Origin of the sequence: Aeromicrobium sp. (assembly GCF_014378035.1) — a bacterium.
In the GTDB taxonomy this organism is placed as follows: Bacteria; Actinomycetota; Actinomycetes; order Propionibacteriales; family Nocardioidaceae; genus Aeromicrobium.
This window is the reverse complement of the sequence record NZ_JACMOM010000259.1, coordinates 1-22,357: the sequence shown is the minus strand read 5'-3', so window position 1 is coordinate 22,357 and position 22,357 is coordinate 1. Positions and strand designations below refer to the sequence as shown.

At 67.2% G+C, this 22,357-nt stretch carries 24 protein-coding genes and 1 tRNA gene; 22 read left to right on the top strand and 3 right to left on the bottom strand.

The genetic code is table 11. The features are described 5' to 3' along the window. Positions 1 to 130: 130 nt before the first annotated feature. Positions 131 to 202: transfer RNA gene (locus H7290_RS13610), tRNA-Arg, on the bottom strand. A 53-nt stretch (positions 203 to 255) separates the two neighbouring features. Between H7290_RS13610 and H7290_RS13605 the strand changes: the two genes are divergently transcribed. From H7290_RS13605 to H7290_RS13590, 4 genes are all read left to right on the top strand, one after another. Continuing rightward, positions 256 to 663, top strand: coding sequence for a response regulator (locus H7290_RS13605; RefSeq protein WP_290514555.1), 408 nt, complete (start codon positions 256 to 258; stop codon positions 661 to 663). A gap of 306 nt (positions 664 to 969) precedes the next feature. After that, positions 970 to 2,634, top strand: coding sequence for an arginine--tRNA ligase (gene argS, locus H7290_RS13600; protein ID WP_290514554.1), 1,665 nt, complete (start codon positions 970 to 972; stop codon positions 2,632 to 2,634). Positions 2,635 to 2,636: 2 nt separating this feature from the next. Next, a complete protein-coding gene (gene lysA, locus H7290_RS13595) occupies positions 2,637 to 4,031 on the top strand; it encodes a diaminopimelate decarboxylase (RefSeq protein ID WP_290514553.1) in 1,395 nt (464 codons plus the stop codon). Between the two features lie 4 nt (positions 4,032 to 4,035). Further along, complete coding sequence (locus tag H7290_RS13590; RefSeq protein WP_290514552.1) at positions 4,036 to 4,689, top strand: DUF1345 domain-containing protein; 654 nt, start codon at positions 4,036 to 4,038, stop codon at positions 4,687 to 4,689. Here the strand turns inward: H7290_RS13590 and soxR are convergent. Beyond that, complete coding sequence (gene soxR, locus H7290_RS13585) at positions 4,686 to 5,153, bottom strand: redox-sensitive transcriptional activator SoxR (RefSeq protein WP_290514551.1); 468 nt, start codon at positions 5,151 to 5,153, stop codon at positions 4,686 to 4,688. The genes H7290_RS13590 and soxR overlap by 4 nt on opposite strands. 73 nt (positions 5,154 to 5,226) lie before the next feature. Between soxR and H7290_RS13580 the strand changes: the two genes are divergently transcribed. Beyond that, entirely contained in the window at positions 5,227 to 6,573 is a 1,347-nt protein-coding gene (locus tag H7290_RS13580; protein WP_290514550.1) for an MFS transporter, read from the top strand. Between the two features lie 60 nt (positions 6,574 to 6,633). On the opposite strand, the gene H7290_RS13575 is transcribed toward H7290_RS13580, so the two are convergent. Next, complete coding sequence (locus tag H7290_RS13575) at positions 6,634 to 7,158, bottom strand: hypothetical protein (protein WP_290514549.1); 525 nt, start codon at positions 7,156 to 7,158, stop codon at positions 6,634 to 6,636. A 194-nt stretch (positions 7,159 to 7,352) separates the two neighbouring features. Between H7290_RS13575 and H7290_RS13570 the strand changes: the two genes are divergently transcribed. The 17 genes from H7290_RS13570 to atpA form a co-directional block, all read left to right on the top strand. Continuing rightward, positions 7,353 to 8,672, top strand: a complete 1,320-nt coding sequence (locus tag H7290_RS13570; protein WP_290514548.1) for a homoserine dehydrogenase — start codon at positions 7,353 to 7,355, stop codon at positions 8,670 to 8,672. Next, on the top strand, positions 8,672 to 9,739 hold the full coding sequence (gene thrC, locus H7290_RS13565; RefSeq protein WP_290514547.1) for a threonine synthase: 1,068 nt from the start codon (positions 8,672 to 8,674) through the stop codon (positions 9,737 to 9,739). The genes H7290_RS13570 and thrC overlap by 1 nt, the downstream gene beginning before the upstream one ends. Then, on the top strand, positions 9,736 to 10,611 hold the full coding sequence (gene thrB / locus H7290_RS13560; protein WP_290514546.1) for a homoserine kinase: 876 nt from the start codon (positions 9,736 to 9,738) through the stop codon (positions 10,609 to 10,611). The genes thrC and thrB overlap by 4 nt, the downstream gene beginning before the upstream one ends. Before the next feature lie 263 nt (positions 10,612 to 10,874). After that, entirely contained in the window at positions 10,875 to 12,719 is a 1,845-nt protein-coding gene (gene rho, locus H7290_RS13555; protein ID WP_290514557.1) for a transcription termination factor Rho, read from the top strand. 110 nt (positions 12,720 to 12,829) lie between these two features. Next, positions 12,830 to 13,312, top strand: a complete 483-nt coding sequence (locus tag H7290_RS13550; RefSeq protein WP_290514545.1) for a glutathione peroxidase — start codon at positions 12,830 to 12,832, stop codon at positions 13,310 to 13,312. 140 nt (positions 13,313 to 13,452) lie between these two features. Then, positions 13,453 to 13,698, top strand: a complete 246-nt coding sequence (gene rpmE / locus H7290_RS13545) for a 50S ribosomal protein L31 (protein ID WP_290514544.1) — start codon at positions 13,453 to 13,455, stop codon at positions 13,696 to 13,698. A gap of 81 nt (positions 13,699 to 13,779) precedes the next feature. Beyond that, positions 13,780 to 14,859, top strand: coding sequence for a peptide chain release factor 1 (gene prfA, locus H7290_RS13540; RefSeq protein WP_290514543.1), 1,080 nt, complete (start codon positions 13,780 to 13,782; stop codon positions 14,857 to 14,859). After that, positions 14,856 to 15,701, top strand: coding sequence for a peptide chain release factor N(5)-glutamine methyltransferase (gene prmC, locus H7290_RS13535; RefSeq protein WP_290514542.1), 846 nt, complete (start codon positions 14,856 to 14,858; stop codon positions 15,699 to 15,701). The genes prfA and prmC overlap by 4 nt, the downstream gene beginning before the upstream one ends. A gap of 48 nt (positions 15,702 to 15,749) precedes the next feature. Continuing rightward, the gene (locus tag H7290_RS13530; protein WP_290514541.1) at positions 15,750 to 16,241 is read left to right on the top strand and encodes a VTT domain-containing protein; all 492 of its coding nucleotides are present in this window, start codon (positions 15,750 to 15,752) and stop codon (positions 16,239 to 16,241) included. Between the two features lie 58 nt (positions 16,242 to 16,299). Further along, the gene (locus H7290_RS13525; RefSeq protein WP_290514540.1) at positions 16,300 to 16,956 is read left to right on the top strand and encodes an L-threonylcarbamoyladenylate synthase; all 657 of its coding nucleotides are present in this window, start codon (positions 16,300 to 16,302) and stop codon (positions 16,954 to 16,956) included. Between the two features lie 25 nt (positions 16,957 to 16,981). Beyond that, entirely contained in the window at positions 16,982 to 18,103 is a 1,122-nt protein-coding gene (locus H7290_RS13520; protein ID WP_290514539.1) for a glycosyltransferase family 4 protein, read from the top strand. After that, positions 18,100 to 18,504 carry a hypothetical protein gene (locus H7290_RS13515; protein WP_290514538.1) on the top strand — a complete coding sequence of 135 codons (405 nt, stop codon included), beginning with the start codon at positions 18,100 to 18,102 and terminating at the stop codon, positions 18,502 to 18,504. Before H7290_RS13520 ends, H7290_RS13515 begins: the two co-directional genes overlap by 4 nt. A gap of 186 nt (positions 18,505 to 18,690) precedes the next feature. Beyond that, a complete protein-coding gene (gene atpB / locus H7290_RS13510; protein ID WP_290514537.1) occupies positions 18,691 to 19,497 on the top strand; it encodes a F0F1 ATP synthase subunit A in 807 nt (268 codons plus the stop codon). Positions 19,498 to 19,612: 115 nt separating this feature from the next. Beyond that, positions 19,613 to 19,798 (top strand): ATP synthase F0 subunit C, encoded by a 186-nt coding sequence (atpE, locus tag H7290_RS13505; RefSeq protein WP_290514556.1) that lies wholly within the window; start codon positions 19,613 to 19,615, stop codon positions 19,796 to 19,798. 23 nt (positions 19,799 to 19,821) lie between these two features. Further along, positions 19,822 to 20,358 carry a F0F1 ATP synthase subunit B gene (locus tag H7290_RS13500; protein WP_290514536.1) on the top strand — a complete coding sequence of 179 codons (537 nt, stop codon included), beginning with the start codon at positions 19,822 to 19,824 and terminating at the stop codon, positions 20,356 to 20,358. Further along, on the top strand, positions 20,358 to 21,158 hold the full coding sequence (locus H7290_RS13495) for a F0F1 ATP synthase subunit delta (protein WP_290514535.1): 801 nt from the start codon (positions 20,358 to 20,360) through the stop codon (positions 21,156 to 21,158). The genes H7290_RS13500 and H7290_RS13495 overlap by 1 nt, the downstream gene beginning before the upstream one ends. 34 nt (positions 21,159 to 21,192) lie before the next feature. Then, on the top strand, positions 21,193 to 22,357 hold a 1,165-nt coding region (atpA, locus tag H7290_RS13490), incomplete at its 3' end, for a F0F1 ATP synthase subunit alpha (RefSeq protein ID WP_290514534.1).

The window sequence follows — 22,357 nt, the reverse complement described above, 5'->3', positions numbered from 1 at the left end:
GCCGGGGGAGGTGCGGCAGGAACGTGAGTCTGGCGGAGTGCCCCCGGCAGGACTCCGTCGGGCGCTGGCGCCCTCCTCCCCGAATCCTGGGCGCCGGGGTAGGTGCAACAGCAACGTCAGTCTCGCGGTGTGCCCCCGGCAGGATTCGAACCTGCGCTTCCGCCTCCGGAGGGCGGCGCTCTATCCCCTGAGCTACGGGGGCCAATGCGGCCAACTGCGGTGTGAGCCTACCCCACGGGCGATACCGTGATGGCCATGCCCAGAGTGCTCGTCGTGGACGACACCGCCTCGATTCGGTTCCTCATCCGGACCAACATGGAGCTCGCCGGATTCGAGGTCGACGAGGCGGTCGACGGCGTCGACTGCCTCGACATTCTGAGCAAGGCGTTGGTCATGCCCGATGCCATCACGGTCGACGTGATGATGCCCAGAATGGACGGCGTCTCGACCGTCACGGCGATCCGTGCGAACCCGCGAACGAGGAACATCGCCATCGTCATGGTGTCGACCCAGGGCCATCCCGCCGACATCCAACGAGGGCTGAGGGCAGGTGTCGACGCGTACGTCACCAAGCCGTTCGATCCTGACTTCCTGATCCTCACGGTGCTCGACGTCATGAGCCGGTACGGGAGCGGCGACGAGTCGAGCATAAAAAGCACTTGAGCGACGCCCCCGGGAGACGTACGGTTGTCTCACACGGATAGGAGGTGGTTCCAGGAATGAATAGATCTTGGACTTGTGAGGTGGCTGTCCGCTAGCCGCAAGGCAACGGCCGGTGGCGGCGAAAATCCCGCAGTCACCCGACCCGCAGGGCGTCGAGTTGTCCACTCGACCTGTGTCCTCCTCTCCGGAAGAACGACACAGCCCTGCGGGTCGTCCACGTTCGCGGCCGATTCGTCCGGCTCCAGCCGCAGCGAGCGCGCTGGCGGTCTTCTTCGGGCCCCCACAACCGACCGATAGGGTTGGGGGGTGACTCCAGAACAGCTCTCCGCCACGATCGTCGCGGCGCTTGCCTCCCTCAGCGAGGCGGGCACCATCGCGCTGCCGGACGGCGTGCCGACCGAGGTTCTGGTCGAGCGTCCGAAGGTCAGGGAGCACGGTGACTACGCCACCAACATCGCCCTGCGGCTGGGCAAGCAGGCCGGCATGAACCCCCGCGACTTCGCGCAGCTTCTCGCCGACGAGCTCAGCGCTGCTGAGGGCATCGCGAGCGCAGAGGTCGCCGGGCCCGGATTCCTGAACATCCGGGTCGATGCCGGTGCGCAGGGCGCTCTGGCCCCGCAGATCGTCGCGGCCGGCACGACGTATGGCACGAGCAGCTTGTATGCGGGGCAGAAGGTCAACCTCGAGTTCGTGAGCGCCAACCCCACCGGACCGATCCACATCGGTGGCGTCCGGTGGGCAGCGGTCGGCGATTCGCTCGGCCGCATCTTGTCGGCCATCGGTGCCGAGGTCACACGGGAGTACTACTTCAACGATCACGGTGTCCAGATCGACAGGTTCGCCCGGTCCCTGCTTGCCGACGCGCGCGGCGAGGAGGCTCCCGAGGACGGTTACGGCGGCCAGTACATCTCCGACATCGCCAGCACCGTGGTCGCCAAGCATCCCGACGTGACGACGTTGGCGGCGGCAGCCGCGCTCGAGACATTCCGCGGTGAGGGTGTCGACCTGATGTTCACCGAGATCAAGAGGAGCCTGCACGACTTCGGTGTCGACTTCGACGTGTTCTTCCACGAGAACGACCTGCACGAGTCCGGCGCCGTCGACCGCGCCATCGCCCGGCTGCAGGAACTCGGGATGATGTACGAGCGGGACGATGCCACCTGGTTGCGGACGTCTGACTTCGGCGACGACAAGGATCGCGTGGTCATCAAGTCCGACGGTCAGCCTGCCTACATCTCCGGTGACCTCGCCTACTACCTCAACAAGCGTGAGCGCGGATTCGACCGCTGCCTGATCATGCTCGGCGCCGACCACCACGGCTATGTGTCGCGGATGTTGGCGATGTGCGCGGCCTTCGGAGACACACCGGGGGTCAACCTCGAGCTGCTGATCGGTCAGCTGGTCAACCTCGTGCGCGATGGCGAGCCGTTGCGCATGAGCAAGCGTGCGGGCACGGTGATCACGCTGGAGGACCTCGTCGGAGCGATCGGTGTCGACGCGTCCCGCTACGCTCTCGCGCGCTACTCCACCGACTCGATGATCGACCTCGACCTCGACCTGTGGGCCAAGCAGGACAGCGACAACCCGGTCTACTACGTGCAGTACGCCCACGCGCGCCTGTCATCGATCGTGCGCAACGCCGTCGATCTCGGCGTCACGATCGACGTGGAAACATTCGACCCGTCCCTGCTCGTGGTCGACCAGGAGGGCGCCCTCCTGCGTGCCCTCGCCGACTACCCACGCGTCGTGGCGCGTGCCGCCGAGCTGCGTGAGCCCCATCGGGTCGCGCGCTACCTCGAGGACACTGCCGCGGCCTTCCACAAGTTCTACGACGTCGCACACGTCCTGCCCAAGGGCGACGAGCAGCCCAGCGAGCTGCACCGCGCGCGGCTGATGCTCGTCGCTGCCACGCGCCAGGTCATCGCCAACGGGCTCGGGCTGCTGGGTGTCTCCGCGCCCGAGAGGATGTAGACATGCGTTCCCATGAGGCCGGTGCCGTCCATGCCCGTGCTGGCGACCGCGGCCCGACGTGGCTGCGCACGCCTGAAGATCCCAACGAGCTCGTTTCCCACCTGTGGGCGTCGTCGGTGTCCAAGGTCGACGGTGTGCTGACGGTCGCGGGTGAGTCGGCGATCGACCTCGCGGAGGAGTTTGGCACACCCACCTACGTGGTCGACGAGGACGACTTCCGTCGCCGCGCCCGAGCGTTCAAGGAGGCCTTTCCGGCCGCCGATGTCTACTACGCCGGCAAGGCGTTCCTGTGCGTCGCGACGGCTCGATGGGTCGCCGACGAGGGTCTCAGCCTCGACGTGTGCACCGGCGGTGAGCTGGCGGTCGCGCTGAAGGCCGAGTTTCCTGCGGCCCGCATCGGCATGCACGGCAACAACAAGTCGGTCGCCGAGCTCCGTCGGGCGCTCGAGGTCGGCGTCGGACGCATCATCATCGACTCCGTCGAGGAGATCGCCCGGCTGCGCGAGCTCACGGCCGAGCTGGGCGTCACCGCCTCGGTCCTGATCCGGGTCACGGTGGGTGTCGAGGCACACACCCATGAGTACATCTCCACCTCCCACGAGGACCAGAAGTTCGGCTTCTCGATCGCCGGTGGCGACGCCCTCGACGCCGTCCGTCGCGTGCTCGCCGAGCCTGGGCTCGAGCTGCGCGGTCTGCACTCGCACATCGGCTCGCAGATCTTCGTCACCGACGGTTTCGACGTCGCGGCCCGCCGGATCCTGGGGGTGCATGCCGAGGTCGAGAAGGTCTTCGGCGTCGTCCTGCCCGAGCTTGACCTCGGCGGCGGTTTCGGCATCGCCTACACGACACAGGACGACCCCTCCACCCCTGCCGACCTCGCTAGCGGCATGCTCAAGATCGTCAACGACGAGTGCGCCGCGCTGGGCGTCCGGGTGCCTCACCTCTCGATCGAGCCCGGCCGGGCGATCGCCGGCCCCTCGACCTTCACCCTGTACGAGGTCGGCACCACCAAGTCGGTCTCGCTCGACGGCGGTGTCTTCCGACGCTACGTGTCGGTCGACGGCGGCATGAGCGACAACATCCGCCCTGCCCTCTACGGCGCCGACTACTCGTGCACGCTCGCGTCGCGCACGTCGGACGCCCCGGCCGTCCTCAGCCGGGTCGTGGGCAAGCACTGCGAGTCCGGTGACATCGTGGTCAAGGATGAGTTTCTGCCCGACGACGTGGCGGCCGGCGACCTACTGGCGGTGCCCGGCACCGGCGCCTACTGCCGCTCGTTGGCGAGCAACTACAACCATGTTCCCCGCGCCGCGGTGGTGGCAGTCCGCGAGGGTGAGGCGCGGGTCATCGTGCGCCGCGAGACCGAGGACGACCTGCTCGCCCTCGACATCGGTTAGTCGCATGTCTTCGACGCCGATCACCCACCGCTACGCCTTGCGATTCGTGGTCATGCTCGTCGCCGGGGTCGCGGCGACGAGCATGACCGCGGCGCAGAACAGCTGGACATTGGCGCTGGTGGTCGGCTGGGCAGCCGCCTCGTTCGTCTACGTCGCGTGGGTCTGGTGTGTCGTCGGACGGATGGACGGTGCCGGCACGGCGAGCCATGCCGCACGTGAAGATCCTGTGCGCGGTGTCGCGGAGTTCATGATCCTGCTGGCCAGTCTTGCAAGCATCGGCGCGGTCGCGCTGCTGCTCGTCGAGGCACGGGGAGCATCCAACACTCGGAGCGGGGTGCTCGCGGCGGGGGCCCTGGGAAGCGTCGCGCTGTCGTGGCTGCTGATCCACACGTTGTTCATGCTGCGCTACGCGCGCCAGTACTACACGGACGTCGTCGGCGGCATTGACTTCAACTCGGACGTCCACCCCTACGACCCCCGCTACATCGACTTCGCCTACGTGTCGTTCTCCCTCGGCATGACCTACCAGATCTCCGACACCGACCTGCGCACGAGCGAGTTCCGGGCGACGGCACTACGGCACGCGCTGCTGTCGTACGTCTTCGGCACCCTGATCGTGGCGACCACCATCAACCTCGCGGTCAGCCTCTCTGGCTAGGGCTGGTCCAGTGGCTGACGCAGGAGCCGACGCGCTCCGGGCCCGTCGGCGGCAAGCCGGTCGTGCGTGTTGTAGAGCGCACAGCTCTTGAGCGACAGGCACCCGCAGCCGATGCAGCTGTCGAGGTTGTCGCGCAGCCGTTGGAGCTGGTCGATGCGCGCGTCGAGGTCGGTGCGCCAGTTGCGCGACAAGCGGGCCCAGTCGGCCTTCGTCGGTACGGTGTCGTCGGGCAGGGAGTCGAGCGCAGTGCGGATGTCTGCGAGGCTGATGCCGAGGCCCTGCGACACCCGGATGAACGAGATACGCCTGAGGACGTCGCGGTGGTACCGCCGCTGGTTGCCCGACGTCCGGTTGCTGGCGATCAGACCCTCGCGCTCGTAGAAATGCAGGGCTGAGACCGCCACCCCGGCACGCGTCGCCACCTCACCCGGCGTGAGGGGTGGATGGGTGATTCCTGCGGTCAAGGCATGGCTCCTCCGATTGACCTCAACCATACTTGAGGTTGTCGACTGGTGGCAGACCCCCAGGAGGAACCGCGTGCAGCTGATTGCCCAGAACCCCGACAGCCTGTGGTCGGGTGAGCACCGCCGAGTCGTCGCTGGCATCTTTGCCTTGGCCTTCCTCGTGGCCTTCGAGGCGCTCGCCGTCGCCACGGTCATGCCGGTCGTTGCCGCAGATCTCGACGGACTCGGCCTGTACGCCCTGTCGTTCGCCGCCCCGACCGCGGTAGCCGTGGTGTCCATGACGGTCGCCGGCCCGATGATGGATCGCCGCGGGCCCCGCACGGCCCTTCGCGCGGGTGTCGGGATCTTCGCGGCCGGACTGGTCGTCGCGGGCCTCGCGCCGACGATGCCGGTGTTCCTGATCGGTCGAGCAGTGCAGGGACTCGGCATGGGATTCATCGGAGTCGGGCTCTACGTCGTGATCGGACAGGTGTTCCCGGATCAGCTTCGCCCACGAGTCTTCACGGTCATGACGAGTGCGTGGGTGCTGCCCGCACTGCTGGGCCCGTCAGCCGCCGGACTCATCGCGGAGGTTCTCGGATGGCGGTGGGTGTTCCTCGGCGTGCCGGCCGTCGCCATCGGGTCGCTGCTGCTGATCTGGCAGGTGCTTCAACGGCTGGACGGTGAGCCGTCGGTAGTCAGCGATCGTCATCGGGTCTGGTGGGCCGTGCTGACCGCCGCCGGCATCCTGTCGATCAGCATCGCCGGACAACGCTCGACGAGCTGGTGGCCGCTGGAGCTCGTGGTGTCCCTGCTTCTCGTGATGTCGTGCGCCCCGCGCCTGCTTCCGGCCGGGACGTGGCGCGGGCGGCGCGGTCTGCCGAGCGTCATCATCGCCCGGAGCGCGCTGGGCGCCGGATACGTCGGTGCCGAGGCATATGTCCCGCTTTCGCTCGTGGAGCACCGGGGGCTCAGCCCCTCCCAGGCCGGACTCTTCCTGACGACAGCCGCGGTGCTGTGGTTCAGCGGCTCCTGGTTGGCTGCGCACGTCCCGGCATTGTCGTCGAAGCCCCTGCGGGTGCGGCTGGGTTCGCTCTGCGTCCTCGTCGGCATCGGATCGGGCTTCCTGACGCTGGCGTCGAACGTTCCTGTCGTGGTCGCCGCCGCGGTGTGGAGCATCGGGGGGCTCGGCATGGGTCTGGCGTCGCCGACGCTCGCCGTGCTGCTGCTCGATCAGTCCAGACCGGGCGAGCACGGTGTCAACAGTGCGTCGCTGCAAATCAGCGGCGCAGTCGTCGACTCGCTGGTGCTGGCCCTCGGCAGCGTCGTCTTCGCTGCCCTGCTCTCGACCCAGGAGATGACCGGCTACCTGCTCATGTTCGGCCTTGCTGCGCTGGTCTCGGCCGTGGCGTTGCTGTTGTCGACGCGCCTGGAGGGCTGATTCCGTGCTGCTTTGGTCGCGGGGCGGATGCGGGTCAGGTCTGACCCTGAGACCCGGCGTTCAGCCCAGGCAGACCGCTATCTTGCCCTCACCCCGCACCGTGCTCGACTTGATCTGTCTGCCGTTGACGCTGATCGTGCAGGTGACGTACGAGGCGCCGGACAGGCCCTCGACGGCGAAGAGAACCGCGGGCGACGGGCCTCGCACGGTGCGTTTGAAGGAGAACGAGCGAGGAACGACCTTGACCCCACCTAGGTCGGCGCGGAAGAGGTAGCCGAGGTAGATGTCACCGTCGGAGCGCGCGCTCAGGACCACGTCCTGGAGTGCGGTGGTTCCAAAGGAGAACGCGAACGGATCCTTCGGCCCTGCCTTGAGCGGGTTCTTGCCAGCGTTGCTGGTGGCGCTGTCGGACTGGACGCCACCCGACTCGTAGGGCAGAAATGCTGCGGGGTCGTTGCCCACCGCAGACTGGTTGTCGGACGAGCCGCCCCTCCAGAGCGAGAAGAGCGTGGCGATGATGACCACGGCACCCACTCCCATGGCGATCTGGGCCGCTCGGCGTACTCGCGTGCTCGACAGATTCATCGACGTCCTCGATCTGGGTGCTTGCGGCTCGGTGTCCTACGGGTATGGCGTGGACCGCTGCCCCGGTGGTGACAACGAGGCAGGGGTGGTCGGAGTTATGACCTCACGACTTCGGTACCGCGGGCGCGCTCTCCCGATGCCGGTTCTCCTAGGGGAGTGGGTCACGGGGGCGCGGGCGCCGATACTCTTGAGAGGTGAGCGCACCTGTGTGGCCCCCCGGTCGTCCGCTCCGTGTCGCCCTGCTGGGCTGCGGAGTCGTCGGAACCGAGGTGGCGCGACTCCTGACGCGCGACGCCGACGAGCTCGCCCAGCGCGTCGGCGCACCCCTCGAGCTCGTGGGCATCGCCGTCCGTCGCCTTGGTCGCGACCGGCACCTCGACGTTCCGACGGATCTGTTCACCACAGATGCCGCGGGGCTCGTGGGCCGCGGCGACATCGACGTCGTGATCGAGGTCATCGGTGGTATCGAGCCGGCCCGCGAGCTGATCCTCTCCGCGCTCGAGAACGGCGCCTCGGTCGTGACGGCCAACAAGGCCCTGCTCGCCGAGGATGGCGCGACGCTCTTCGAGGCAGCTCAGAAGGCCGAGCGTGACCTCTACTTCGAGGCAGCTGTCGCCGGCGCCATTCCCATCGTCCGTCCGCTGCGCGAATCACTTGCCGGCGACAGGGTGCAGCGCGTGCTCGGCATCGTCAACGGCACCACCAACTTCATCCTCGACGCCATGACCACGACAGGTCAGGGTTTCTCCGAGGCGCTCGACGAGGCGCAGCGGCTCGGTTACGCCGAGGCCGACCCGACGGCAGACATCGAAGGATTCGACGCCGCGTCGAAGGCCGCGATCCTGGCCGGGCTGGCGTTCCACACCCGCGTCACGATCGGAGACGTGCACCGCGAGGGCATCACCGACGTCAGTGCGGCAGACATCCGGTCGGCCAACGAGATGGGCTGCGTCGTCAAGCTGCTCGCCATCTGCGAAAAGCGCGACACGCCCGACGGTCCAGCGGTGTCGGCCCGCGTGCACCCGGCGATGATCCCCGACTCCCACCCCCTCGCCAGCGTGCGGGGCGCCTACAACGCGGTCTACGTCGAGAGTGAGTCGGCCGGTCAGCTGATGTTCTACGGCCCAGGAGCCGGCGGCGCACCCACCGCCAGCGCCGTGCTCGGCGACGTCGTCTCGGTGGCCCGTAACCGTCGCAGCGACGTGTTCGGACCGGGGGAGTCGACGCACGCACAGCTCGAGGTGCTCGACATGGGGCGGGCCCGCACCCGCTACCACGTGTCGATCGACGTCGATGACCGTGCGGGGGTCCTGGCCTCGGTCGCCCAGCAGTTCGCCGAGTTCGACGTGTCGATCAAGACCGTGCGGCAGGAGGGCAGCGGCTCTGACGCACAGCTCGTCATCGTGACGCACGAGGCCGAGGACGCTGCGCTGTCGGCCACCGTCGCGTCGCTGCGTGGGCTCGACATGGTGCGTGACGTCACCTCGGTGATGCGCGTCGAGGGAGGTTTCTGATGCCCAGGCAGGCACACCTGTGGCGAGGAGTCATCGAGGAATATCGCGAATGGCTCCCCGTCACCCCGCAGACCCCCGTCATCTCGCTGGGCGAGGGCGGCACGCCGTTGGTCCACTCAGGGTGGCTCTCCGGCATCGTGCACGGCGACGTCTGGCTGAAGGTCGAGGGCAACAATCCGACCGGCTCGTTCAAGGATCGCGGCATGACCGCAGCCATCTCGGTCGCCTGTGGCGAAGGGGCGAAGGCCGTGGTGTGTGCGTCGACAGGCAACACCTCGGCCTCCATGACCGCCTATGCCGCCCACGCGGGGCTCACCCCCATCGTGCTTGTCCCGCACGGCAAGATCGCGGCCGGCAAGATGGCCCAGGCTGTCATGTGCGGCGCGACGGTCATCCAGCTGAATGGTGGATTCGACCAGTGCCTGCAGGTCGCGCGCGACCTCGCCGACCAATATCCCGTCGCACTGGTCAACTCGGTCAATCCGGTGCGAATCCAGGGGCAGAAGACGGCCTCGTTCGAGATCGTCGACGTCCTCGGCGAAGCACCTGACCTGCACGTCCTGCCGGTCGGCAACGCCGGCAACATCTCGGCCTACTGGCTGGGCTACCGCGAGTATGCCGAGGCAGGCATCTCGCAGAACACCCCAGCGATGTGGGGGTTCCAGGCGGAAGGCGCCGCTCCGTTCGTCCTGGGTCATCCGATCGAGCATCCCGAGACCCTCGCCACCGCGATCCGCATCGGTAACCCGGCGTCGTGGCACCTCGCGGTCGCTGCCCGCGACGACTCAGCCGGTCGCATCCATGCCGTGACCGACCAACAGATCCTCAGCGCCCAGCGCGAGCTGGCGTCCCGTGAGGGAGTGTTCGTCGAGCCGGCGTCGGCCGCAGGTGTCGCCGGTCTGCTGAACTCTGCCGCCGAGGTCGAGCGCGGCGCCACCGTCGTCATCACCGTCACGGGCCACGGCCTCAAGGACACTGAGACCGCGCTGTCGGGCGTCGACTCGATCGTCGACTCGGTCATCGAGCCCGATGTGCACGCCGCGGCGCAGGTCGCCGGGCTCGTATGACATTTGTGTCCGGGCAGGTCACCGTGCGCACTCCCGCCTCCAGCGCCAACCTCGGACCGGGCTTCGACGCGCTCGGCCTGGCGTTGTCGATGTACGACGACGTCACGGCCGAGGTCATCCCCGAGGGACTTGAGATCCAGGTGGAGGGCGAGGGCTCCGGGGGAGTGCCGCTCGACGACGGGCACCTGGTCGTGCGGGCGATGCGCGCGGCGTTCGACCTGCTCGGCGAACGCCCTGCCGGCCTCCGGCTCTCCTGCGTCAACGCGATCCCGCACGGCCGCGGCCTCGGCTCGTCGGCCGCCGCCATCGTGGGAGGCATCCTGCTGGCGCGCGCGCTGGTTGATGCGGGCGACACCAGGCTCGACGGCCTCGCCGCCTACCAGCTGGCGGCCGACCTCGAGGGGCATCCGGACAACGTCGCCGCCGCGATGTTCGGTGGGCTCACCATCGCCTGGAACGAGGGTGCGGCCGCGGAGGTGCAACGCCTCCACACAGAAGTCGACGTGACGGTGTTCGTTCCGCCGGGCGCAGTGTCGACCGAGAAGGCCCGCGGGCTTCTGCCCGAGTCGGTCCCGCATCGAGATGCCGCGCTGAACGCCGGTCGCGCCGCGTTGCTGATCGCCGCACTCACGTCTGCACCGGAGCGTCTGATCTCGGCAACCGAGGACCGCATCCACCAGTCGTACCGCTCCACCGCGATGCCCGACTCGTACAAGCTGTTGCAGCAGCTGAGGGTCGAGGGGGTGCCCACCATCATCTCCGGGGCCGGCCCCACCGTGCTGTCGTTCGCCCGGGGCGTCGCCGACCGGGCCCCTGCCGGCTGGTCGGCGCACGAGCTGTCCGTCGACCAGATCGGCGCCCACGTCTGCTGACCAGCCGGGGCGGCGACATGGTCCGAACCAGAGTGCATGGCGAAGCGAGGGTGTTACAGTTGAGAAGTCGGAGTCGAGTTCATACTCCCCGACAGTGACAAGCAAGTAGCAGAGCCACCAGAGCTAGCCGTCCGTCCGATTCGGGCAAGCTTTCACATGTTCCGGTCATTCCGGACGTCGGCCTGTGGCCTCACTCCAAAGGAACCCACGTGACTGATACCACCATCCCTCCCGAACCCGGCACCGCGGCAGAAGCCGTTCCGGTGACTCCCAGGAAGACCGGGGGCGGACTCGGCGGCAAGGTGCTCGCCGAGCTTCAGGTCATCGCCGGAGAGCTCGGCATCACCGGCGCCGACAAGATGCGCAAGGGCGCCCTCATCGACGCCATCAAGATCGCCCGCGGTGACGCTGGCACCTCGACCAAGGCAGCCGTTGCTGCCGCGGCGCCCAGCAAGGTCGACACCTCGAAGGGCGATTCCCCCGAGGTCGACACCGCGGGTGCATCGCGCAACGAGCCCGCCGAGGCTCCCGCCCGGACCAAGGCCGCCGCCAAGGCGGAGCAGGCAGCGCGCACCGAGCCGAAGGTTGATTCGAGCGAGGACGACTCCGCTGGTGACGAGTCCCAGCAGCGCGGAGGCGGTGGGAACACCCGCAACCGCAACCAGAACAACCGCAAACAGAACAATGGCGGCGACAACAGTGGCGGCGGCGGCAACAACCGCAACCAGAACAACCGCAACCAGACCAATCGCAACCAGAACGACCGCAACCAGAACGAGAACGCCGGCGGAGGCAACAACCGCAACCAGAACGCCACCACTGACAATGCTGCGGCAAGCAGCTTCGACGAGGACGACGAGTTCGGCAACAGCCGGCGTCGCAACCGTCGCGGGCGCAACCGCAACCAGTCCGGCGGCGCTGGCGGGCGCGGCAGCATGGACGTCGACACGACCTACACCGACGACGACGTCCTCGTCCCGGCCGCAGGAATCCTCGACATCCTCGACAACTACGCGTTCGTGCGCACCACTGGCTACCTCCCCAGTGAGAACGATGTGTACGTCTCCCTCTCGATGGTCCGCAAGTGGGGCCTTCGCCGCGGTGACGCCGTCATCGGACAGGTGCGCCAGCCCCGTGAGGGCGAGCGCAAGGAGAAGTTCAACCCGATGGTCAAGATCGAGTCGGTCAACGGCATGACGATCGACGAGGCCAACAAGCGCGTCGAGTTCGCCAAGCTGACGCCTCTCTACCCGTCGGAGCGCCTGCGCCTCGAGGGCGAGGCGGGCGGGCTGGCCGGCCGGGTCATCGACCTCGTCGCCCCGATCGGCAAGGGTCAGCGCGGCCTCATCGTCTCGCCGCCCAAGGCCGGCAAGACCATGATCATGCAGGCTGTGGCCAACGCCATCACTGAGAACAATCCCGAGTGCCACCTGATGATCGTCCTCGTCGACGAGCGTCCCGAGGAGGTCACCGACTTCCAGCGCACCGTCAAGGGTGAGGTCATCGCCTCGACGTTCGACCGTCCGGCCACCGATCACACCATGGTCGCCGAGCTCGCCATCGAAAGGGCCAAGCGGCTCGTCGAGCTCGGACACGACGTGGTGCTGCTGCTCGATGGCATCACCCGGCTCGGCCGCGCCTACAACCTTGCGGCACCGGCCAGCGGACGCATCATGTCCGGCGGAGTCGACTCCTCCGCGCTGTATCCGCCGAAGAAGTTCTTCGGGGCTGCCCGCAACATCGAGGACGGCGGCTCACTCACCATCCTGGCCACCGCACTCGTCGAGACCGGCTCGCGCATGGACGAAGTGATCTTCGAGGAGTTCAAGGGCACCGGCAACTGGGAGCTCCGCCTGCGTCGCGATCTCGCCGACAAGCGCATCTTCCCGGCCGTCGACGTCGACGCCTCGAGCACTCGTCGTGAAGAGCTGCTCATGGCAAAGGACGAGCTCGCAGTCGTCTGGAAGCTCCGTCGGGTGCTCTCGGGCCTCGAGAGTCAGCAGGGCCTCGAGCTCATCCTCGACAAGCTCAAGAAGACCGACACCAACCTGGAGTTCTTGATGCAGATCAACAAGACACTGCCGCAGGGCACCAGCGACGGCAGCTGACTCACCGCACGACCACGGAGGGGTGCAACCGGGAAGCCGGTTGCACCCTTCGTGCGTCGGCCGCGCATTTCGGATGGTCGGCGGTGTGGCGCGCCTCTAGGCTTGTCCGCATGACCACCGCATACGACTTCTCTGCCACCGCCATCGACGGCTCCGAGCGCCTTCTCGCCGACTACAAGGGCAAGGTGCTCCTCGTCGTCAACACCGCAACCCAATGCGGTTTCACCCCGCAGTTCTCGGGCCTGGAGGAGGTCTACCAGGAGTACGTCGACCGGGGCCTCCTGGTGCCCGGCTTCCCGTGCGACCAGTTCGGCCACCAGAATCCCGACGGCGACGAAGCCACCGCCACCTTCTGCGAGAAGAACTTCGGCGTGACGTTTCCGCTGTTTTCGGAGATCGAGGTCAACGGCGACGGGGCCCACCCGCTCTACAAGTGGCTCAAACAGGAGAAGGGTGGCGTCGGACCGTCCAAGATCAAGTGGAACTTCACCAAGTTCCTGATCGACACCAAGGGCAATGTCGTCAAGCGCTACGGCTCGGCCACGAAGCCCGAGAAGATCAAGTCCGACATCGAGAGGCTCTTGCCGGCCTGAGCCTCGGGCGGGAGTGGTCCACGGGGAACAAACAGGTGGCCGATTTCCTTATGATGAGTGTCAACTGGCACAATCACTCCTTGGTTCTGGTTCACGCGCCGCAACCCGCAGCACGACCCAGCGACCGCCGAGAGGACATCATGAAGCAAGGCATCCACCCCGAGTACGTCCAGACTCAGGTCACCTGCACCTGTGGCAACTCGTTCACGACCCGCAGCACGGCCACCGAGGGCACCCTCCGTGCCGACGTGTGCTCTGCGTGCCACCCCTTCTACACCGGCAAGCAGAAGATTCTCGACACCGGTGGACGCGTCGCCCGCTTCGAGAAGCGCTACGCCAAGAAGACGGCCGAGACTGCCAAGGCTGCCGAGACCGACAGCAAGTAGTTCTGCACCGGCACCGACCCCTACCTCGCGTACGGGTCGGTGCCGTTGTCCTGCTCGCACCCATCAGCCAGAGGAGCCTGCGTGTTCGAGGCCGTCGAGACGCTCGTCGCCGAGCACGCCGATCTCGAGCGACGCATGTCCGACCCGTCGGTGCACTCCGATCCTGGTCTGGCCAAGAAGCTGGGGCAGCGCTATGCCGAGGTGTCGGCGATCGTGAAGACGTATCGCGACTACCTGCAGGTCACCGACGACCTGGAGGCCGCGCGTGAGCTGGCCTCCGAGGACGACAGCTTCGTCGCGGAGATCGCGACGCTCGAGCCCCGCCTGCATGAGCTGGCCGAACGGCTGCAGCGGCTGCTCGTCCCTCGCGACCCGGCCGACTCCAAGGACGTCCTCCTGGAGATCAAGGGCGGCGAGGGCGGCGAGGAGTCGGCCCTGTTCGCTGGCGACCTGCAGCGCATGTACGCCAGATTCGCAGAGCAGCGCGGTTGGAAGACCGAGATCCTCGATGCCACGGAGTCCGCGCTCGGGGGCTACAAGTCGGTGACGATGGCAGTCAAGGCCAAGGGCACACCCGAGCCGGGAGAGGCGCCTCACGCGCTGCTGAAGTTTGAGGGCGGCGTGCACCGCGTCCAGCGGGTGCCGGTCACCGAGTCGCAGGGTCGCATCCATACCTCTGCGGCCGGTGTCCTCGTGCTGGCCGAGGCCGAAGACGTCGACGTCGAGATCCACGACAGCGATCTGCGCATCGACGTCTACCGGTCGTCCGGGCCGGGCGGGCAGAGCGTCAACACCACCGACTCGGCCGTGCGCATCACCCACCTGCCCACAGGCGTCGTCGCGAGCTGCCAGAACGAGAAGAGCCAGCTGCAGAACAAGGAACAGGCCATGCGCATCCTGCGTGCACGGCTGCTCGAGGCCGCGCAGGCCGCGGCCGATGCCGAGGCGGCGGGCGTCCGCAAGTCGCAGATCCGCACGGTCGACCGCTCTGAGCGCATCCGCACCTACAACTTCCCTGAGAACCGGCTCTCCGACCACCGCACGGGTTTCAAGGCCTACAACCTCGACCAGGTCATGGACGGCGCGCTCGACGACGTCATCGCCTCGCTTGTCACGGCCGAGCTCGCCGAACGACTCGCGGCGGTCGAGTCCGGCTCGTGACTGTCCGCACGCTCGCCGAACGGTTGCTGACTGACGCGACCAAGACTCTCAACACTGCGGGTGTCGCGTCCGCGCGTCACGATGCAGAGGAGCTGCTGAGCCACGTCACCGGCGTGCCTCGCCTCGCGCTGCTGAGTCAGGCCAAACCGAATTCTGCGCAGCGCGACGCTTTCCTTGTGCTCGTCGATGCGCGCGCTCGACGCTTCCCGCTTCAGCATCTCACCGGTACCGCGTCGTTCCGCTACGTCGAGGTCGAGGTGGGTCCGGGCGTGTTCGTCCCCCGGCCCGAGACCGAGATCCTCGCCGGCTGGGCGATCGACCACGCCAAGGCGCTCGACGCGCCGGTCGTGGTCGAGCTCGGCACAGGTTCGGGCGCGATCGCCCTCTCCGTCGTGCACGAGGTGCCCCGATCCGCAGTGCACGCCGTCGAGCTCGACGAGCCAGCCTTCGAGTGGGCGCAGCGCAACCTGGTCGGCACAGGCGTCGACCTGCGGCTCGGTGACATGGCCGATGCCTTCACCGACCTCGACGGCACAGTCGATGTCGTGGTGGCCAACCCGCCCTACATCCCGCTCGATGCCTGGGAGAGCGTGGCGCCTGAGGTGCGCGACCACGACCCGTCGCTCGCCCTGTGGTCCGGCGACGACGGCCTTGACGCGATGCGTGTCGTCGAGCAGATCGCCTGGCGGCTGCTCAAGCCCGGGGGAGTGGTCGGGGCGGAGCACGCCGACGCCCAAGGGGAGTCGGCGCCGGACGTGTTCACCGCCCGGTGGGCTCAGGTGCGCGACAACCAGGACCTGGCTCGCCGACCGCGCTACGTCACGGCCCGCAAGCCCCGATGACGTGGCGTGGCGCCGATCAGGGCGGCGCGCCGATAGGCTGGCCCTCTTATGGGCGGCGACCTGGCACTCTTCGGGGCCGCATTCGCGGTGGGGATCGGCTCGGCCCTGCTGCCGATCTTCGTCAACGCCGAGGTGTTCGTCGGCGGCCTCGGCACCATGGTGAACAACCGCCTCACGCTGCTCCTTGCGATCGTCTCGCTCGTCATTGCCACGACGATCGGCAAGGCCTTCGTCTTCCAGCTCGCCCGCAAGGGCAGCCGCAAGATCCGCTCCGTCGAACGGAAGGCGGCCCGCAACGCGTTCGTCGGATGGGTTCGGCGGGTCAGCGACTGGCTCCTCGGTCTGCTCGACCGTCCCTACGCGGGCGCGCTCACGGCGTTCGTCTCTTCCCTCACCGGGGTGCCGCCGCTTGCCATCGTGACGATCATGGCCGGAGCGTCGCGACAGCCCCAGTGGCTCTTCCTGACAATGGTGTTCGCCGGCCGCATGATCCAGTTCCTTGCCATTGCCTTTCTCTTCCAGAAAGTCAGTTGGTTCTGACCCTGAGTGACTCGCGAGCGGTACTGAGTGACTCGCGAGCGGGCTCTAGGATGACCGAGTGAAGTTCGACTGCAGCATCGACGACGAGCTCGACAGGGGACTCCTGGCGGCTCAGGCCGCCCTCGAGGAGGGCAAGCTCGTCGTCCTGCCGACCGACACCGTCTACGGGCTCGCGGCCGACGCCTTCTCACCCAGGGCGGTGCAAAACCTCCTCGACGCCAAGGGGCGCGGTCGCCAGCAGCCGCCGCCCGTGCTCGTCGGTTCCCCCACCACGCTCGATGCGCTCGCGGTCGACATTCCCTCATGGCTCCGGTCTGCGGTGGAGGCGCTCTGGCCTGGCCCGCTGACGGTCATCTGCCGTCAGCAGCCGTCATTGACGTGGGACCTTGGCGAGACCCACAACACCGTGGCGGTGCGGATGCCCGCCGACAAGCGTGCGCTCGCCCTCCTCAAGCACACAGGCCCGCTCGCCGTCAGCAGCGCCAACATCACCGGCGAGCCCGCGGCGCAGACCATCGAGGCGGCCGAGGACATGCTGGGCGGGAGGGTCGCGGTCTACCTCGACGGCGGCCCCAGCGCCTCGGGCATGGCCTCGACGATCCTCGACGCGACTGGCTCCACGCCGCGAATCCTGCGTTCCGGCCCCATCGACCTCGAGCTGCTCCACACGTTCAACAACACGATCGAAGGTCTCGACGAGGACGTCGACCAGTGAGCCCAGACGAGCTGAGGCCACGGGAGTGAGGGAATACCTCGCCGTCTTCGGCGTCGCGCTGGGGGTGACCTATCTGCTCGCGTCGATCGCGCGGATGGCAGCGGTTCGCTTCGGGGCCGTCGCCCGCGTGCGTGACCGCGACGTCCACGCCATCCCGACCCCCTACTTCGGTGGACCAGCCATGCTCGGCGGCCTCGTCGCCGCCTATCTCGTGGCGACGCACCTGCCGTTCCTGTCCCTCGCCGATGACGGTGTGTTCAAGGACGCCCGTGCCGTGATCCTGGGCGGTGCCGTCATCTGTGCTGTCGGCGTTGTCGACGACCTCTACGAGCTCGATGCGCTCAGCAAGTTCGCCGGACAGGTCCTTGCCGGCATCATCGTCGTCGCGCAGGGCGTGCAGTTCGTCTACCTGCCGCTCTACGGCAACTACCTCGGGCTCGACCAGGTGCAGGCGGTGATCTTCACGGTCGTGCTGATCGTCGGCACCGCGAATGCTGTCAACTTCGTCGACGGGCTCGACGGGCTCGCCGCCGGCATGGTCGCGATCGGTGCAGTCGCCTTCTTCGCCTACGCCTTCGTGCTCGCCGTCGAGAACGGTGAGACCCGCGCGATCGCGGCGGCGCTGCTCACGGCAGCGCTTGCCGGTGTCTGCGTCGGCATCCTCCCGCACAACTTCTTCCCGGCACGCATGTTCATCGGCGACTCCGGCTCGATGCTGATCGGCTTCGTTCTGGCGTGCTCGTCCATCAGCCTCACGGGCCAGTTCCCGGCCGAGGGGCTGTCGGAGGGCATCGGCGATGCGCAGGCGAGCTTCCTGCCTGCACTGCTGCCCCTGATACTGCCGTTCACCATCTTGATGGTGCCCTTCGTCGACCTCGCACTCGCGGTCGCGCGCCGCACGCGCGCTGGCCGGTCGCCGTTCAGCCCCGACAAGATGCACATCCACCACCGACTTCTCGAGATCGGACATTCCCACCGCCGCGCAGTCCTGCTGATGTACGCGTTCGCGGGCCTCGTCGCCTTCGGCAGCGTCGTCATCAGCCTGTTCAGCGGCTGGAAGTCGATCGCCGGCTTCGGCGCACTCACCATCATCACGATCGCAGCGGTGTTCCTCCTTCCCAAGTTCGAAGAAAAGGTCTGGTCATGAGCCTCCTGCGACACAGCGTCCTGCCCGCCTTGGGAGTCACCCTCGTGTGCGCGGTCGTCGCGGCGTTCGTCGTCGGCGCCCAGGGGGTGGGCGGCGCGCTCGTGGGTGGGGTCATGGTCTGCGTGTTCTTCGCCTCCAGCCCGATCGTGCTCGGCCCCATCAGCAAGGTGAGCCCGCACCTCTCGCTCGCCGTCGCCATGACATTCTTCCTGACCAAGATCATCGCGCTCGTCGCCCTCATGACGGTGCTGCTCGACCCCGAGGGGTTGGGGCGGCACCTCGACCGGAAGGCTCTTGGCGTGACGGTCATCGTCACGACCCTTGCGTGGACCTTCCTGCGGGTCTTGGCCTCCACGCGGGAGAGGGTGCCGTTGTATGACCTGCGTGACACCCAACCGTGACCGCCTGATAATCTCAAGGCGCAATGAACGAGACTCCACGGGCCACGCCCGAGAGGCTTCGTTCTCGTGGAAAAGGCATCATTGGAGAGACCGATCTCGGCCCCTCGTGGTCCCGGATCCGCACCGCAATGACGCTGGCCGTAGCCGCGATGATCTAGCCGACCGCGCCATCTGAAGGGTAAGTGAGTGACGACCGTAGCTTCGCTGTTCATCGCGTCGGAATCCGGTGGATTCATCGCCCCGGGTCCGGGCAGCTTTGAACTCCCCCCGGCCTTCGAGATCGCCGGCTTCGGCGTCACCAAGTCGATGCTGCTCCTGTCATTGTCAGCCGTGCTCATCATCGGCGCCACCTACGTGTCGTCGCGCAAGGCCGCCGTCGTGCCGGGCCGTCTGCAGTTCGCGGGCGAATACGTCTACGACTTCGTCCGCAATGGCATCGCGCGCGACTCCATCGGCACGCGCGACTTCATGAAGTTCGTGCCCTACCTGTTCTCGTTGTTCCTGTTCGTCTTCGTGAACAACTACTACGGCGTCATCCCGTTCCTGCAGTTCCCGAGCTTCTCGCGTATCAGCTACGTCTACGGACTCGCTGCCGTGACGTGGATCGTCTACAACGTGGCGGGCATCAGCCGGCACGGTGTGCTCGGCTACCTCAGGCGCTCAACGGTTCCCGGCGGCGTCAAAGGCCCGATCCTCGCCCTCATCATCCCGCTCGAGTTCCTCTCCAACATCATCGTGCGCCCCGCGACGCTGGCACTACGACTCTTTGCCAACCTGTTCGCCGGCCACCTGTTGCTGATCCTGTTCTCGACCGGCGCAGCGTTCCTCATCTTCGAGTCCGACAAGATCGCCTACGCACCCGTGGGCCTCCTGTCCTTCCTGCTCGGCATACTGGTGAGCTTCCTCGAGCTCCTGGTGATGTTTCTGCAGGCCTACGTCTTCACCCTCCTGACTGCTATGTACATCGGTGGAGCACTCGCCGACGAGCACTGAGTCATCACCCCGCACGACCCTGACCCACAACTTCATACGTCTCATCACCGACGCGGAACTCCGCGTCACAACGAAAGGAAATGCGGTGAACGGCACTCTCGACGGCAACCTGAACATGATCGGTTACGGCCTCGCGGCCATCGGTCCTGGTATCGGCATCGGCCTGATCTTCGCGGCCTACATCAACGGGGTCGCACGTCAGCCCGAGGCGCAGTCGCGTCTTCAGGCGATCGCCATCCTCGGCTTCGCCCTGGCTGAGGCACTTGCCATCATCGGCATCGCCCTCGCCTTCGTCCTTTGATCTCGTAGCGGACAGGAATCTCCATGTACCCGACACTGTTGGCCGCCGCGGCCGAGGAGCACAGCCCACTGGCCGTGGTCTGGAGTGAGCTGGTTCTTGGCCTCGTCGTCTTCGCCATCGTGGTCTTTGCGATCAAGAAGTACGTCGTACCCAACTTTGAAAAGGCCTACGCCGATCGCACCGCTGCCATCGAAGGTGGCATCGAGCAGGCGGAGTCCGCTCAGAAGGAAGCCAAGGCGGCTCTCGACAAGTACACAGCGCAGCTCGCCGAGTCGCGTCACGAAGCTACGGCCATCCGTGAGGAGGCCAAGGAGCAGGGTGCGCAGATCATCGCCGAGCTCCGCGCCCAGGCGCAGGCAGAGGCCGAACGCATCACCTCGACGGCGCACGCGCAGGTCGAGGCCGAGCGCGCACAGGTTCTCGCCCAGCTCAAGGGCGAGGTCGGCTCCATGGCGACGCAGCTCGCCGGTCGCATCGTGGGTGAGTCCCTCGAAGACGACGCACGCCAGAAGCGCACCGTCGAGCGCTTCATCGCCGAGCTCGAGGAGTCGGCCAACTGATGCGAGGCATTTCAGCGAAGTCACTCGAGGAGGTCCTGGCCGCAGTCGATGCGGTCAAAGGCTCGTCGGGCGACCTCGGAGCGGAGTTGTTCGGGGTCGTCTCGACGCTTGACGGCGCCCCTGCACTGCGTCGCGTCCTGACCGATCCGTCGACCGAGGCCACGGCCAAGGTCGGCCTGGTCAAGCAGGTCTTCGCGTCTCAGATCAGCGCTGACGCGCTGTCGGTCCTCGACACCGCGGTCAGCGGTCGCTGGGCTTCGATGCGTGACCTCTCCGACGGGCTCGAGACCGCGGGAGTGACCGCCCAGGTCGCTGCGGCCGATGCCGCTGGTGAGCTCGACGAGCTGGAGACCGAGCTGTTCGAGGTGGGCCGCATGGTGCAGTCCGATGCCGAGCTTCGTCAGGTCATCTCCGACCGCGCACTCCCGGCTTCGGCCAAGGGCACCCTGCTGGCTTCGCTTCTCGACGGCCACGTCACCGCAACGACGATCGCCCTTGCGACCCAGGCCGCTGCGGCACGCACCGGATCGTTCGAGAAGGTCCTTGCCGGTTTCGGCGAGACAGCTGCTGCACGTCGCAGCCGTGTGCTCGCTGAGGTGCGCGTGGCCTACGACCTCGACGAAGCCGAAAAGACCCGTCTCGCTGCGGCTCTTGCCAAGAAGTACGGCCGCGAGGTCCACCTCAACATCCTCGTCGATCCCTCGGTCGTCGGAGGCATTGCTGTCTCCGTCGGTGGCGAGGTCGTCGACGGCTCCATGTCCACTCGCCTCGAGATCGCCCGTCGGCGACTTGCAGGCTGACCCACTCTCCCCGAAGAAGAAGGCAGGCACACTCATGGCGGAACTCACGATCCGTCCGGACGAGATCCGCGACGCGTTGCAGAAGTTCGTGGCCGACTACAAGCCCAGCGCTGCGGCCACCGAAGAGATTGGCATCGTTGCCGAGGCCGGTGACGGCATTGCGCGCGTCGAGGGCCTCCCGTCGGCCATGGCCAACGAGCTCCTCGAGTTCGAGGACGGCACTCTCGGTCTGGCACTCAACCTCGACGTCCGCGAGATCGGCGTGGTCATCCTCGGGGAGTTCTCCGGCATCGAGGAGGGCCAGCAGGTCCGCCGCACCGGCGAGGTCCTGTCGGTGCCCGTCGGTGACGCCTACCTCGGCCGTGTCGTCGACCCGCTCGGCGCACCCATCGACGGACTCGGCGAGATCGCCAGCGACAAGCGTCGCGCGCTCGAGCTGCAGGCCCCCAACGTGATGCAGCGCAAGAGCGTCCACGAGCCGCTCATGACGGGCCTCAAGTCGATCGACTCGCTGACGCCCATCGGCCGCGGTCAGCGCCAGCTGATCATCGGTGACCGGCAGACCGGCAAGACCGCGATCGCGATCGACCCGATCATCAACCAGAAGGACTTCTGGGAATCCGGTGATCCGGACAAGCAGGTCCGCTGCATCTACGTCGCCATCGGTCAGAAGGGCTCGACCATCGCCGCCGTGCGTGGCGCCCTCGAGGAGGCCGGCGCGCTGGAGTACACCACGATCGTGGCCGCTCCCGCCTCCGACTCGGCCGGCTTCAAGTACCTCGCCCCCTACACGGGCTCGGCCATCGGTCAGGAGTGGATGTACGCCGGCAAGCACGTGCTGATCATCTTCGACGACCTCTCCAAGCAGGCCGAGGCCTATCGCGCCGTGTCGCTCCTGCTGCGTCGCCCGCCGGGACGTGAGGCGTACCCCGGTGACGTCTTCTACCTGCACTCCCGACTGCTGGAGCGTTGCGCGAAGCTGTCCGACGAGCTCGGTGCAGGTTCGATGACCGGTCTGCCGATCATCGAGACCAAGGCCAATGACGTCTCGGCGTACATCCCGACCAACGTCATCTCGATCACTGACGGCCAGATCTTCCTGCAGTCAGACCTGTTCAACGCCAACCAGCGTCCCGCGGTCGACGTCGGCATCTCGGTGTCGCGTGTGGGCGGTGCGGCGATGCAGAAGTCCATGAAGG